This is a genomic window from Streptomyces sp. NBRC 110035 (assembly GCF_000829695.1).
Classification (GTDB): domain Bacteria; phylum Actinomycetota; class Actinomycetes; order Streptomycetales; family Streptomycetaceae; genus Streptomyces.
Genome location: NZ_BBNN01000018.1, coordinates 21,066 through 34,695 on the forward strand (window position 1 = coordinate 21,066; position 13,630 = coordinate 34,695).

Consider the following 13,630-nt stretch of genomic DNA (forward strand, 5'->3'; position numbering starts at 1 on the left):
CGGCACCGGGCGGGCGACGCGGGGCAGGGTCTCAGAGACGCTGCCACAAGGCCGGCGTGCCGGCGGGCGCCCACGCGCTCTGGGCCTGGTGCGTCTGCAGGCACCGGTAGCGTACGCCGTCGCGGGTCACCGTGGCCCCGGCCGGATAGACGCGGCCCGCGGTCCACGGGCCCTCGGCGCCGTCCTGCGGGTCCGGCGTCGCGGTCTGCCCGGGATCCGTGGTCAGGGTCAGGCCGAAGTCGGCGAGGATCGGGTTGACCGGCTGGTAGAACGTGGTCCCGCCGCGCCTGCAGTCACCGGAGCCGCCGGAGGTGACGCCCTGCGCCTGGGATCCCGCGACGAAGGGGCCGCCGGAGTCGCCCGGCTCGGCGCAGACCGTCGTCCGGGTCACTCCGTCGACCGTGCCCTCGGCGTAGCTGACGCTGGTCTCGTGCTGCTGGACGGTCCCGCAGTGCCATCCGGTGGTCGAGCCGGACCGGCACACCGCCGCTCCGACGAGCGCCTCCACCGAGCCGGTGACCTGCACCTCCTGCCCGTCCCGCGCCCTGACGCCCGGGGTGGCCGTCCACGCGTCGTTGGTGCCCACCCACGCCATGTCCCTGCCGGGGAAGACGGAGTCCTGGAAGGTGCCCTGAGCACTCCGGTCGAACCCGGTGGTCGTGTCACCCCGGTCGCCGCAGTGACCGGTGGTGGCGAAGCCCTGCTGCGCGTCCCTGGTCACGGAGAAGCCGACCGAACAGCGGGCGGTGCCGTTGACGTAGTAGGCGTCGCCGCCGGTGATGTCCTGCAGCAGCCGCGGCCGGACCGCGGACACGTGGATGGTCACGTCCTGGTCGTCGATCCCGGCGGCGTCGACGAAGGCGGCACCGGCCGACACCGTCCGCGCCTGGACCACGAGCCGGTTCGCCGGTACGTCCACGTACCACAGCGGCGTACCGGCGGTGTCGCGGGTGGCGGCCGCCGCGTCCAGCCTGTCCTTGGCGGCTCTGAGGTCGGCCAGCGGGCGGGTGACGACGACGGCCTCGGCGCCCTGTGCCTCGATGGCGGCCACGTCCTCGGCGTCGGTGGTCGCGACGCTGAGTTCGCCGGAGACCGCCCCGCGCACCCATGCGCCGGCGAACCGGTCACCCAGGGCGTTGCGCAGGATGCCCGCGCGAGTGCCCGCCTCCGCCTCGTTGGCCAGCCGCTCGGACGCCTGCGCCGGGCTCAGGCCCAGGTCACGCTGGAGGGCGTCGAGCACCGGCGCCGAGGCACGGTCGGTGCCGAGGGCCCGGGCCGCACCGGACGCGGGCTCCGAAGGGGGCGCGGAGCCGGCCACCGCAGCGGAGGGGAGGACGGTCAGGACGAGACCGCCGAGTGCGGCCAGGGCCGTTCGGCGTGCGGTCCGGGCATGTCTGAGGACCATTCGGTACGTCTCCTTCGTCGGGGTCGGCGAAGCTGCCGTGAGGCTGAGCTGCCGTGAGTCTGAGCTGCCGTGAGTCTGAGGTCCTGTCCGTCTGCTTCCACCGGTCCCGGGGCGCCGGGCACCGCACTTCACGGCGGTACCGGGCATGCCCGGTACGCCCTCCCGTACGAGGACGCTCCTCCTTTGCGTGACCGGGGGCACCGGACACGCGGGCCGAACCGGATCGAATCGCCGGACAGGCCATAGGCCTTGCCCGTGACGTCCGACGCGATGTCAGGAGCGGCACACTTTCGCGCTTTGGTGAGTCCGCGAACGCCATGTGCAGTACCCGGGCGCGACGGCGGACACCTGGCATGGTCGGACGCGCCCGGGGGCCGGACGGGGAGCGGCCGACCGGTTCGGGCCGGCCCGGGGCGGACAGCCGAAGGCCCCTGGGGTGAACGGAACCACCCCTGGCGCACAGGAGAAGCAGCTCGGCGGTTTCCACATGAGACCGGGGCAAAGGCAGGGGTGTTCGTCGGCGCCCCCGAGGATGCGCCCGTGGAGGACTGCATGAACCAGGACGTGTCCCGTTCGTCGGAGCTCCCGCAGCCCTTGCGGGCCGTCGCCTCGGGACTGCGCCGTCTGCCGGGCGCGGGTCATGCGGGCAGGGCCGCCGGTGGCGCGCCGGACGTGATCGGCGCGGTGTCCCCGCGCGGTCGCCGGACGGCCGTCCGGCCATGGCGGTGGCGGTGACGCCGAGCGGCGATCCCTCGACGGCGGCCCTCGCCGAGACCGGCCCGATGAGCCTCGACGTCCTCGGCGCACCCCTGCTGCGCGCCATCCGCCGCCGGGGTGTGACGACCTGCCTCGGCGCTGTCGCCGCCTACCTGTTCGGCCGCCTGACCCCCGGCACCGAACGGCGCTCCACCACCATGGCCCTGTGCGGCGTCGTCGGCGCACAGCTCGTGCAGACGCTGGCCGGCCGCCGGCACAGCCCGCTGGTGTGGACGACGGCCCTGGGATCCGCCGCCGTGCTCGCCGCCCTCGTCCAGACCCCCGGCGTCAGCCACTTCTTCGGCTGCACCCCGCTGGGGCCAGTGGCGTGGACGGGCGTGGCCCTGGCCATCGTCCTGTCGGCCCTGGCGCCGCGGCTGGAACGCCTGGCCGCGGTCCGACGCCTGTACGAGCTGCTGTCCCGGCTCGCCCCGCACCTGAACGCCGCTGCCCGGCAGGCCCGAAGGCTGCTGCACAGCGGGATCGCACGACCGGTGGTGGCATAGACCCTGCAGCCACCGGCCCACCGGCCCACCGGCCCACCGGCCCACCGGCCCACCGGCCCACCGGCCCACCGGCCCACCGGCCCACCGGAGCGACCTCGGCACCGTCGGACCGGGCAGCCGGAGTGCACCGGCGGCCCGCGCGGATCCCTCCGGTGCGCTCGGACTGGAGGAGCAGGGCCGCCCGGCCCCTCCACGGAGCCACGGCCGCCGCAGCCGGACCCAGGTGGTCCCGGCGTCGAAGCCCGCCGGAACCGGTGCCCTCGAGGCCGTCCCCGGCGGTGAGCGGCGCGCGGTCGTCCCGGCCCACGCGGTCCGACGGCCGACGTCAGGGGTGGTGCCCGACCGGCCGCCGTGGTCCTCGGCCGTCCTGGACCTTGTGCCGGGACCGTTCACCCCATGCGCCTGGCGGCCGGGTGGCGGACCCTGGAGAGGTGGCGTGCGAGGAGGTGACGCCCCATGGGGAGGACGCGTGGTCCACGGCCCCGCAGGGTGTGGCTGTGGCGCTGGCGGAGCAACCCGCTGCGGCGCCGCAGCGATCTGGTCGAAGCCTGGCTGCTGCTCGCCGGCCTCCTCCTCACCCTGTTCGCCGGGGCGGTCACCGGCCTGGCGACGGCGGGAGCGGTGGACCGGTCCCTCGCGGAGCGCCGCGCACAGTCCCGCACCGTCCCCGCCGTACTCGTCGAGGACGCGGCCGGCACGCTGCCGTCCCCGGTGACCGAGGACGGCAGCGGGGACGGCCGCGTATGGGTGAAGGTGCGGTGGACGGCCCCCGACGGCACCAGCCGCACGGGCCGTGCCGAAACCGAACCCGGGGACAGGGCGGGCAGCGTGGTCACCGTGTGGACGAACGACGCGGGGCGCCTCGTCTCCGAGCCGCCCGGCGGAGCGGACGCGCGGTTCCAGACCGTCATGGCCGGCCTCACGGTCGCCGCGGCCACCGGGGGAACGGTCGTGCTCGGCGGATGGTTCGTCCGGTCCCGGACACAGCAGCGGCGCGCGCAGGAGTGGGAGGCCGAGTGGCGGCTGGTCGAGCCGACCTGGCGCAAGCGGATGACGGGGTGACGGCCGGCGGGCGAGGTGCGCTGCCGTGGGTCGGCGGAGGGCGGCGCCGGCTCGCCGGGGCCGTGCCTTACGGGGCCCCGGGCTCCCCGCCGTCCTCGCGCCCGCAGTGCAGGAAGAGGTGGGGTTCCGGCGCGGCGTCGGGGTGGGCCGGGGTGAACATCACGCTTCTCTCGGACAGCACCGTCAGCCCCGCATCGCGCACCAGACCGATCACGTCCTGGGCGGCGAAGCTGGTGACCCGCACGTTCTGCCCCATGAAGACACCGTCGAAGCCCTCCACATCCAGGGGCACGGTCGCCAGCGCGAACAGGCCTTTGGGCCGCAGCAGCCGGGTCAGCCGCCGCAGCAGGTCGGACTGCTCGGCACGCGACATCTGGAGCAGGGTGAAGTACAGGCACACGGCGTCGAACGAACCCTCTTCGAGAGGCAGTCCGCGGATGTCGCCGCAGCGGAACTCGGCGTCGGGCACCTGCCGGGCCGCGATCTCCACCATCACCGGTGACACGTCGACCCCCAGTACCCGGTGACCGGCCGCGGCGAGTGTCGAGGCCGTGGGCCGGCCCGTCCCGCTGCCGACGTCCAGTACCCGGCCGGCGGGCGGGAGCCGTTCCAGCAGCCACTCCAGGGAGGCCCCGTGCGTCTCGGAGGCGGCGAACGCCTTCTCGTACTCGCTGCCCAGCGCGTCGAACACCACCGCTGCTGGTGGCCTGCGATTCTCGTCGGTCACGACGCACCCCGTCTCCGTGTGCCGATGCCGTGCATCGTGCCATTCCCGACGGGCTTCCACAACCGTTCGCCGTTCCCCCTCCCGGTGCGCGGGGCCGGCTTGCGGGGGTGCCGGCCGGCACGGCAGGGTCGGGGTGTGCCGACTCTGCTGATCGTTCATCACACCCCCTCTCCGCACTGCCAGGCGATGTTCGAAGCGGTTCTCTCCGGTGCCACGGCCCCGGAGATCGAGGACGTCCGCGTGGTACGGCGGGCGGCCCTGTCCGCCACCGCCGGCGACGTCCTGGAAGCCGACGGCTATCTTCTCGGCACCCCGGCGAACCTCGGCTACATGTCGGGGGCGCTCAAGCACTTCTTCGACCAAGTCTACTACCCGTGCCTGGACACCACCCGGGGCCGGCCCTTCGGCTACTACGTGCACGGCGGCAACGACGTCACCGGCGCGGTGCGGGGCATCGAATCCGTCACGAAGGGCCTCGGCTGGCAGCGCGTCGCGGACGCCGTGACCGTCACGGGCGAACCCGGCAGGGCCGCCGTCGAGCGGTGCTGGGAACTGGGCGCCACCCTTGCCGCCGGCCTCATGGACTGACGTCCGGACCGCACCGGGGCTCCCCGCCCCGCATACCGCGCACGGAGTGGGCGGAGACCGGCGGCAGAGTTGTAGGAGCGCTCCCACTCGATGCAGGATGCCGGTCATGACCTCGTCTCCCTCGATTCGGCCGTACCGCCACGAGGACCGGCCGGCCCTCGACGACATCTGCGTCCGCACCGCGCACAACGGGCAGGACAGCCGCCCCTTCTACCGGGACCCGAGCATTCTCCCCGCCGTCTTCGCCGCCCCCTACGTGCATCTGGAGCCCGAACTGGCCTTCGTCCTGGACGACGGGCAGGGGCGTGCGGTCGGCTACATCCTCGGGGTCGCCGACACGGAGCGCTTCGCCCGGCGATTCCGGACCGAGTGGCTGCCCCTGGTCGCCGACCGCTACCCCGAGCCGTCCGGGCCGCCAACCGCTTCGGACGAGGAGATGGCCCGGCTCCTGCACCACCCCGAGCGGATGTCCGTCCCCGGACTGGCCGACTATCCGGCCCATCTGCACATCGACCTGCTCCCCGACCGGCAGGGCCTCGGTCACGGCCGGGAGCTGATGCGGACGCTCCTCGAGGCGCTGGACGACCGTGGGGTGCCGGCGGTCCACCTCGTCATGGTGAAGGCCAACAAGCCCGCCAGGGCGTTCTACGACCGGATGGGCTTCCATGAGATCGAGGCGCACGTCGGCGATTCCGTCACCTGCCTCGGGCGCTCCACCCGGGACCTCGGCCGGCTGTGACGGACGGGTCGCGGCCGGCTTCGGGCGGCCGCGACCCGCTCCGCGCGTCGAAGACGCCACGGCCGCTGCGGAAGTGGCGCAAACGGGTGTTGCCGCTCCGTTTCATGAGGCGCAACCTGTGATCCTGGGAGCGCTCCCAGGGATGTTCCCGTATGTGCTCCGGCGCGTACGCCCCCACGCGTCCGTACCTTCGCCCTCCGTATGCGGCGCTCCGACGTCCCTGCATCCCCCCACCCGGAAGAAGGAGATCATGAATTGGCATGGTCATGACCTGCGTATCGCGTCGCGTCCGTCGCTCGTCCTGAGCGTCCTCGTCGCCACGCTGCTGTGCCTGGTCCCCTGGAGCGGTACCGCGGCCGCGCACGGCTCGGTCGTCGACCCGGCGTCCCGCAACTGCGCCTGCCAGCTGCGCTGGGGAAGCGACTTTTGGAATCCGGCCATGGCGGACGAGGACCCCATGTGCTGGCAGGCGTGGCAGGACAACCCCAACGCCATGTGGAACTGGAACGGCCTCTACCGGAACGGTTCCGCCGGTGACTTCGAATCCGCGGTCCCGGGCGGGCAGCTGTGCAGCGGCGGACGCGCCGAGGGCGGTCGCTACAACTCCATGGACACGGTGGGCGACTGGCAGGCCGAGGACGTGGACAGCGACTTCACCGTCCAGTTGTACGACCAGGCGAGCCACGGTGCGGACTACTTCCTCGTCTATGTCACCCGGCAGGGCTTCGACCCCATCACCCAGCCGCTGACCTGGGACGACCTCGAACTGGCGGCCTCCACCGGCTCGTACGGCCCGAGCCGGAACTACTCGATCCCGGTGAGTACTTCCGGCTACAGCGGCCGCCATGTCGTCTACACGATCTGGCAGGCCTCGCACATGGATCAGACGTACTTCCTGTGCAGTGACGTGAACTTCGGCTGACCAGCTGTTCCTTGAGATGCCCGGCCCCCGGAGGCCCCGCCGTGCACGCTGAGCCGGGCGGGATCCGGGGGCTCGGGCGTGCCTGAGGATTCCTGAGATTCTTCGAAGAAACCGTGAGGCACTTGAACGCACTGCGAAGCACCTACGTATGAGGCGTGAGAATTTCATGCCCACCCCCGCGACCGAAGCGTAGGAGTACTGCCTTGCCACGCAACACACGCAGACGCCCCCGAGGGCCACAGCGCGCGACCTTCGCGGCGGTCGCGCTGATCCTGGGCGGAGGGGGGTTGATGGCGGCCAATGTCTACGCTTCCGCGACGGAGGACGACACCGACGGAGCCGGTCGGGCGCGGGTTCTCGGTGGGGCCACCATCGACTGCCCCGACGTGGGGACCAACCTGACCACGGTCCCCGAGAAAGCGCGGCCGGCCGTCGACAAGGAACTCGCGGCGCTGGACGAGCAGATCGCCCAGGCCTACCAGCGCCTGGCGGAGTCCGCCCCGGCCATTCGGCAGGACCCCGGCGTCGCCGACGAGAAGGTGGTGGGGCCGCTCGAGGCGGAGCGCACCGCGACCCTCGGCCGCATCTCGGTCGCCATGGAGCAGGAGGGCGACCGCCCCGAGGGCCTCGGTGAACTCGCCGACTGCTCCGTGGTCGACTCCGGCAACGCCTCCGCCCAGCCCGGTGAGGGCCAGGACGGGAACGGTCAGGAGGGCGGACAGGGAGAAGAGGGCGCGGAAGACGAACAGGGCGGCGACGAGGGCGCCGGCCAGGAGCAGGGCGGCGGAAACGGCGGTCAGGCGGGCAACGGGCCCGTCGCCGCGGACTTCGTGGACATCCAGAGCGTCCAGCCCAACGCGGCCAAGCCCGCCGACTCGGCCGACGCCTCGAAGGGCACCTTCGTCAGCAGCTGCGGCGTCAACGAGAACGGCCTGTTCAACTCGGACAACGTGATCGCCGCCCCGGGTGTCACCAACGGCGCACACCACTTCCACGACTACATCGGCAACCAGGCCACCAACGCCTTCTCCAGCGACGAGGAGCTGGCGGCGGCCGACACCACCTGCGAGAACCAGGGCGACAAGTCGTCGTACTACTGGCCCGTGCTGCGACTGCAGAACGGCACCGAGGAACAGGACGCCAATTCCCCCGGCGGCGGCATCGAGGGCAACGTCGGTGAGATCGTGACCCCCAAGGAGGTCACGCTGACCTTCGTCGGCAACCCGCAGGGCGAGGTCACGGCCATGCCGAGGCTGCTGCGCATCATCACCGGTGACGCCAAGTCCTTCGTCAACGGCCCCGCCAACGCCAACGCGTCCTGGAGCTGCACCGGCTTCGAGGACCGGCAGCTGGCGGACAAGTACCCGCTGTGTCCCCAGGGCAGTGACGTGGTCCGCACCTTCGACTTCCAGAGCTGCTGGGACGGCCGCAACATCGACAGCGCCAACCACCGCACGCACATGGCGTTCGTGGACGCCCAGGGCAACTGCCCCTCCGGCTTCACGCCCGTGCCGCAACTGGTCCAGCGCATCGTCTACGACGTCGACGCGCCGAGCCTGGACGACGGCGGCGCGACCACCCCGCTGTTCGCCGTGGACTCCTTCCCGGAGCAGCTGCACAAGCCGGGCACCGACCACGGCGACTTCATCAACGTCTTCGAAGAGGACCTGATGCAGGAGATGGTCGACTGCATCAACAGCGGTCGCACCTGCGGTGCCGGTGCCGGCGACGGTGAGCAGCCGGGTGAGAATCCGGAGGAGGAGCCCACCGAGGCGCCCGAGGCCCCCGACGAGGGCGGTAACGACAACGGAGGCAACGGCAACGGCGGTGACGACGGTGCCGAGCAACCGGGTGACAACGGCAACGGCGGCAATGGCGGCAACGGCGACGACCAGCAGGAGAACCCCTCGGAGCCCCCGGCCGACGCCCCGGCCACCGAGGAGCCCGCGGGTGACGAAGCCACTGCGCCGTCCGGTGACGAGCAGCCCGAGGTCCGGGCCTCGGCCAACGCCGACGACGTGGCAGGCGCTGGTCGGAACGACGACGGAGCCGGCCAGGCGACGCCGGGTGTCGGCACGGCGACCAACGACGGCGGACAGCAGGCCGCTGCCGCGGACTCCACCGAGCCGCAGGCCGTGAACGGTGGTCTGGCCGACACCGGAGCCCAGCTCTGGCCGGCGGCGGTGGGTGCGGTCCTGCTCGTCGCGGGCGTCGTGCTCCTGCGTCGCGTACGACGTACCTGATCACCCGCACCAGGGCTCGGCCGATCCGGCACGGCAGGGCCGAACCCGGACGTCCCGCAGGGTGAGCTGCGGGTGCGGTGCGACGGCGGCAGGTCCCCGGGGACCTGCCGCCGTCGCATGCCCGGGTACCCCGGCGTCCGTGCCACCCGGGCCCACCCGCTAGCTCCGTACTTCGCGGGTCGTTGATCCAGGTCACTTCGCGCACCTGCCGGTGTCCGTGGCGGGGGTGGTCGCGTTGAGTGGGTGTGACGAAATCTTCCCGGTCTCCGCGGCCACGGACACAGCGGCCACGTATGGAATGCGTGGTCAGTGCTGTGGTGGAGAAGCGTCTGGGCGCTCTGCCTGTCGCTGCCGACGTCTCGCGTCGGCTGGATATGGCCGGGATCGTCGATCGCTTGTGTCCGGGGCGGGAGATCGCTCACGTGACGCACGGCCAGGTCATCGAGGTACTGGTGGCCAACAGGCTGACCGCGCCGGCCCCGTTGTGGCGGGTGGATGACTGGGCCCGGGAGTGGGCCGTGGAGGAAGTCTTCGGTATCGAGGCGGAGTTGCTCGATGACGACCGGCTCGGCCGGGCCCTGGACGCGATCGCCCCGCACCTGCAGGAGATCACCGACAGTATCGGTGCCCGCGCGATCGGCGAGTTCGGCATCGATGTGGCGACCATGCACTGGGACATGACATCCATGTCGCTGCACGGCGCCTACCCGGCCGATGACCAGGATGAGGAGTATCCGCAGGTCAAGCACGGGCATCCCAAGGACCGCAGGTTCGATCTCAAACAGATCCAGACCGGACTCGCGGTCAGCGCCGACGGCGCGATCCCCGTGCTCTCCCGCGTCCTGGACGGCAGCGCGGCGGAGGTCTCGCAGATCACCGGCACCATGAACAACCTGCGCACGATGGCCGGGCCGAAGGACTTCCTGCTGGTCGGCGACTCCAAGCTCGTCTCCTACGGCAACGTGGGCGCGCTGATCGCGGCGGGCGTCGATTTCATCGCCCCGGCCCCCGCCTCCAAGGCCGACGACACCGTCTATGCCGCGCTCGACCTGGAGGAGGCAGCGGTCGTGGACTACGTCCCCGTCCCGGACGAGAACCTTCCGGCCGAGAAGCGTGAGACGTATCGGGTACTGGAGGACGTCCATGTCCTGTCCGGACCGCGCAAACGGGATCCGCGGCACACAGTGCGCCGGATCCTGGTGCATTCCACCGGCAACGCCCGAGGCCAGGCCCGGGCCCGCGAAAAACGCCTGGCCAAGGCCCGCGAGGAGCTCGACAAGCTGCAACGGGGGGCCGGCGGGCGGTACTACAACACCGCGGCGAAGGTCGCCGCACGCATCGGTGTGATCACCAAGACCCGCCGTGTCGCCTCCTGTCTGCGGACCGAGATCACCGCCGATGACGCGGGCCGCCCGGCTCTGGCCTGGCACTTCGCCGAGGAAGTCCTGCGCGCCGAGGAACAGGTCGATGGCTGGTACGCGCTGCTGACCACCCTCACCTCCGAGCAGGCCTCGCCCGCCGAGGTCCTGCGCCGCTACAAGGGCCAGGGCGCCGTCGAGCGCCGCTACAGCGACTTCAAGGGCCCCCTGGCCGTCACCCCGATCTTCGTGCAGGACAACAAGCGCCTTGCCGCCCTGATCACGGTGATCTGCCTGGCGCTGCTGCTGTTCTGCCTGATCGAGCGCCAGGTCCGCCGGTCTCTGGGGCCCGGGCAGAAGATGCGCGGCCTCTACCCGGGAAACCAGATGATCCGACCGACCGGCCGGATGATCCTCTACCACCTCTCCGGACTCCGCCTGCGGGTCAGCGGAGCCACCGACCCACCCACCGTCGTCATCAGCCGGGGCGTGCAACTCCACCTGCTCGACCTCCTCGGCCTGGAAACCCACACATCCCCGCTGGCCAGAGACCTGAACGGCTTACCCGCGAAGTACGGAGCTAGCCGGGCGTCCGGGACGGCGCCGGCGCGTCCCCGCCCTCCGTGTCGATGTGCGGCAGGATCCGGTCCAGCCACCGGGGTGTCCACCAGGCATGGTTCCCGAGCAGCGTCATGACGGCCGGGACCAGCAGCAGGCGTACGACGGTGGCGTCGATGAGCACGCTGACGGCGAGCCCCAGACCGAGCATCTTGACCACGATGTTGTCGCTCACGACGAACGCCGCGAACACGCTCACCATGATCAGCGCGGCGCAGGTGATGACCCGCGCGGTGATCTCCAGGGCGTGGGCGACCGAGGCCCTGGCGTCGCCGGTGCGCAGCCAGGCCTCGTGGACGCGGGAGAGCAGGAAGATCTCGTAGTCCATGCTGAGGCCGAAGATGATCGCGAACATCATCATCGGCACGTAGCTCTCGATCGGCACCCTGCCGGACACGCCCAGCGCCGGCCCGCCCCAGCCCCACTGGAAGACGGCGACGACGACGCCGTAGGAGGCGGTGATAGACAGGACGTTGAGGACGGCCGCCTTGAAGGCGACGAGCGGTCCGCGGAACACGGCCAGGATGATCAGGAAGGCCAGCGCGACCACCACACCGATGATCAGCGGCAGCCGCTCGGCGACGATGTCACGGAAGTCGATCTGCGCCGCCGTCGTGCCGGTGACGTACGTGTCGGCGTCCGTGCCCCGCACGGCGTCCGGCAGGGTGTCGTGCACCAGGCGGTCGGTCAGGTCCGTCGTCGTGACGCTCTGCGGGGAGGTGGCCGAGTACACCGTGCCGACCAGCACGTCGCCGTCCTGCGTGGCCGTCAGCGGCGTGACCGCCGCCGTGTCACCGACTCCGTCCAGGGCCTTCTGGGCCTGCGAGGCGAGGTCGGACCGGTCGGTATCCGGCACCGAGGTCTGGTCGATGACAACGGTGAGCGGGCCGTTGGAGCCGGGCCCGAACGCGTCGGTCATCAGGTCGTAGGCCCGACGGTCGGTGAAGGAGGTGGGGTCGGCGCCGTCACCGATGTGGCCCAGCTGGATCGAGAACACCGGGACCGCGAGAACGGCGATCGTGGCGGCGCCCGCGGCCAGGAACCACCAGGGACGGCGCTCCACCCGCCGTGCGTACCGGTGCCAGACGCCCTGCGGTTCGGCGCCCGGCTCGGCGTCGGTCTCGGCCACGGGACGGCGCACCCGGTAGCGGCCGATCAGCCCCAGCAGAGCGGGCACCAGGGTCAGGGCGCCGACGACGGCGGAGACGACCGTGACGGCCGCGGCGAGCCCCAGCTTCGAGATGAAGGAGACACCCGACGCGGACAGGCCGGCGAGCGCGATGATCACCGTGCAGCCGGAGACGACGACGGCCCGTCCGCTGGTGGAGGTGGCGCGGCCGGCGGCCGACACCGGATCCCGGCCGTCCATGACGTCCTGCCGGTAACGGGTGATCAGGAAGAGCGCGTAGTCGATGCCCACGCCGAGACCGATCATCGTGGCCAGGGTCGGGGAGACCGTGGCGAAGGTGAACGCCGCCGCCAGCAGGCCGAGGAGGGCGAGACCGCCGACGACCGCGAGCAACGCGGTCAGCAGGGGAACGACCGCGGCGATCACGCTGCCGAAACCGATCAGCAGGACGACGATCGCCACGGCGAAGCCGATCAGTTCGCTCAGCCGGTCGTTGGGCGCCGGCCTGGCCAGCTCACCGAGCGGCCCGCCGTACTCGACCTGCGCCCCGGCCGCCCGCAGCGGCTGCACGGCGTCGTCCACCCCGTCGAGGTAGCCGTCGCCCAGGGTGGAGGGCTGGACGTCGAAACGGACCGTGATGTACCCCGTCTTCCCGTCGGAGGACAGTGGGCCGACATCCGGCTGCGAGGAGCCGGATCCCGTGGCCGAGGAGGACGCCCCGGTGGCTGACAGCGGGTTCTGTGCCGACAGCACGTGCGGCAGCTTCTCCAGATCGGCCACCGCGGTGGACATCTGCGAGCCGTAGGCGGTCAGTTGCTGCTGCCCGTCGTACAGCACGATCTGGCTGCTGTAGCCACCGGCCTGGGGATCATGCCGCTGGAGGACCTCGACGCCCTGCTGGGACTGGGAGTCCGGCAGCGTGAAGTTGTCCGAGTACGTGCCGCCGACGGAGCGGCTCGCCATCTGGAGTGCCACCAGGACCACCAGCCAGGCCACGACGACGATCACGAAGTGCCGGGCGCACCACTCGCCCAGCCGCCGCAGCACCCCCGCCCTCCGCCCGCCCGCTCTCGGACTGCCCGCCCCCTCGCCCCCGCCGCGATTCGAAGGCATGGACGTGATCTCCTTCGCCCCGGTCATCCACCGAGGCCGAGCCGTTCCCGGCCTCGCCTCCATTACATGCGGGATGGATCACCCAGGCATCCCGGAGCCGAGAGCGGTGGGCCGGGGCGAGCGGACTCAGGGACGGGCGGGCAGGTCGGAGAAGGTGGGGACGGAGGGCGGGGCCCGCCGCCGGGGTTCGTACGGGAGGTGCCGGGGCGTACCGGCACCGAGCCCGGTCGCCCCGGGCCGGTCGCCGCCGTGCCGGCCGTCCGGCACCCCGTGCATCGAACGGCTGCCCGAGATGCAGTGCCTCTCGGCATCGAGGGCCGGACCGCCTTCCTCACCACCACCGCGGTCCGCCTGCGGGGCCGCCGTCCCGAACAGCTCGTCGGCACGCGGTCCTGGCAGGTACTGCCCCGGCTGGACGACCCGGTCCACGAGGACGGCTATTGCACGGCCGTGACCAGCCGCCT

Annotated in this window: 10 protein-coding genes and 1 pseudogene; 7 read left to right on the plus strand and 4 right to left on the minus strand. The window is 72.0% G+C overall.

The genetic code is table 11. From position 1 onward, the window contains the following. Positions 1-31 precede the first annotated feature (31 nt). A complete protein-coding gene (locus TU30_RS06465; protein ID WP_042165756.1) occupies positions 32-1,405 on the minus strand; it encodes an alpha-lytic protease prodomain-containing protein in 1,374 nt (457 codons plus the stop codon). A 713-nt stretch (positions 1,406-2,118) separates the two neighbouring features. Here TU30_RS06465 and TU30_RS06475 point away from each other — a divergent pair. Both TU30_RS06475 and TU30_RS06480 read left to right on the plus strand, forming a co-directional pair. After that, positions 2,119-2,667: pseudogene (locus TU30_RS06475) on the plus strand (cation transporting ATPase C-terminal domain-containing protein); the annotation flags it as partial. 456 nt (positions 2,668-3,123) lie between these two features. Beyond that, the gene (locus TU30_RS06480; protein WP_042165761.1) at positions 3,124-3,729 is read left to right on the plus strand and encodes a hypothetical protein; all 606 of its coding nucleotides are present in this window, start codon (positions 3,124-3,126) and stop codon (positions 3,727-3,729) included. Between the two features lie 67 nt (positions 3,730-3,796). Here the strand turns inward: TU30_RS06480 and TU30_RS06485 are convergent, their stop codons facing one another. Beyond that, positions 3,797-4,456: a class I SAM-dependent methyltransferase gene (locus TU30_RS06485; protein WP_042165763.1), complete on the minus strand. Its 660-nt coding sequence runs from the start codon at positions 4,454-4,456 to the stop codon at positions 3,797-3,799. Between the two features lie 135 nt (positions 4,457-4,591). On the opposite strand from TU30_RS06485, the gene TU30_RS06490 reads away from it, so the two are divergent. The 5 genes from TU30_RS06490 (at position 4,592) to TU30_RS36955 (ending at position 11,002) form a co-directional block, all read left to right on the plus strand. Further along, on the plus strand, positions 4,592-5,044 hold the full coding sequence (locus TU30_RS06490) for a flavodoxin family protein (RefSeq protein WP_042165765.1): 453 nt from the start codon (positions 4,592-4,594) through the stop codon (positions 5,042-5,044). A gap of 106 nt (positions 5,045-5,150) precedes the next feature. Further along, positions 5,151-5,783, plus strand: a complete 633-nt coding sequence (locus TU30_RS06495) for an N-acetyltransferase (RefSeq protein ID WP_042165767.1) — start codon at positions 5,151-5,153, stop codon at positions 5,781-5,783. A 250-nt stretch (positions 5,784-6,033) separates the two neighbouring features. Next, positions 6,034-6,705, plus strand: a complete 672-nt coding sequence (locus TU30_RS06500) for a lytic polysaccharide monooxygenase (protein ID WP_042165770.1) — start codon at positions 6,034-6,036, stop codon at positions 6,703-6,705. Between the two features lie 290 nt (positions 6,706-6,995). Next, positions 6,996-8,948, plus strand: a complete 1,953-nt coding sequence (locus TU30_RS06505; protein ID WP_042165771.1) for a DUF1996 domain-containing protein — start codon at positions 6,996-6,998, stop codon at positions 8,946-8,948. 293 nt (positions 8,949-9,241) lie between these two features. Further along, entirely contained in the window at positions 9,242-11,002 is a 1,761-nt protein-coding gene (locus TU30_RS36955; RefSeq protein ID WP_267889329.1) for an IS1634 family transposase, read from the plus strand. On the opposite strand, the gene TU30_RS06510 is transcribed toward TU30_RS36955, so the two are convergent. Both TU30_RS06510 and TU30_RS06515 read right to left on the minus strand, forming a co-directional pair. Continuing rightward, positions 10,887-13,166 (minus strand): MMPL family transporter, encoded by a 2,280-nt coding sequence (locus tag TU30_RS06510; protein WP_042166556.1) that lies wholly within the window; start codon positions 13,164-13,166, stop codon positions 10,887-10,889. The genes TU30_RS36955 and TU30_RS06510 overlap by 116 nt on opposite strands. Positions 13,167-13,292: 126 nt before the next feature. Next, positions 13,293-13,595, minus strand: coding sequence for a hypothetical protein (locus tag TU30_RS06515; RefSeq protein WP_042165773.1), 303 nt, complete (start codon positions 13,593-13,595; stop codon positions 13,293-13,295). Positions 13,596-13,630 lie beyond the last annotated feature (35 nt).

What these genes read in the sequence shown, in the direction of transcription:
- TU30_RS06480 (WP_042165761.1), top strand. Translation starts at nt 3,124, where the DNA reads ATGGGGAGGACGCGTGGTCCACGGCCCCGCAGGGTGTGGCTGTGGCGC.
- TU30_RS06495 (WP_042165767.1), top strand. Translation starts at nt 5,151, where the DNA reads ATGACCTCGTCTCCCTCGATTCGGCCGTACCGCCACGAGGACCGGCCG.
- TU30_RS06465 (WP_042165756.1), bottom strand. Translation starts at nt 1,405, where the DNA reads ATGGTCCTCAGACATGCCCGGACCGCACGCCGAACGGCCCTGGCCGCA.
- TU30_RS06510 (WP_042166556.1), bottom strand. Translation starts at nt 13,166, where the DNA reads ATGCCTTCGAATCGCGGCGGGGGCGAGGGGGCGGGCAGTCCGAGAGCG.
- TU30_RS06505 (WP_042165771.1), top strand. Translation starts at nt 6,996, where the DNA reads ATGGCGGCCAATGTCTACGCTTCCGCGACGGAGGACGACACCGACGGA.
- TU30_RS36955 (WP_267889329.1), top strand. Translation starts at nt 9,242, where the DNA reads ATGGAATGCGTGGTCAGTGCTGTGGTGGAGAAGCGTCTGGGCGCTCTG.
- TU30_RS06500 (WP_042165770.1), top strand. Translation starts at nt 6,034, where the DNA reads ATGAATTGGCATGGTCATGACCTGCGTATCGCGTCGCGTCCGTCGCTC.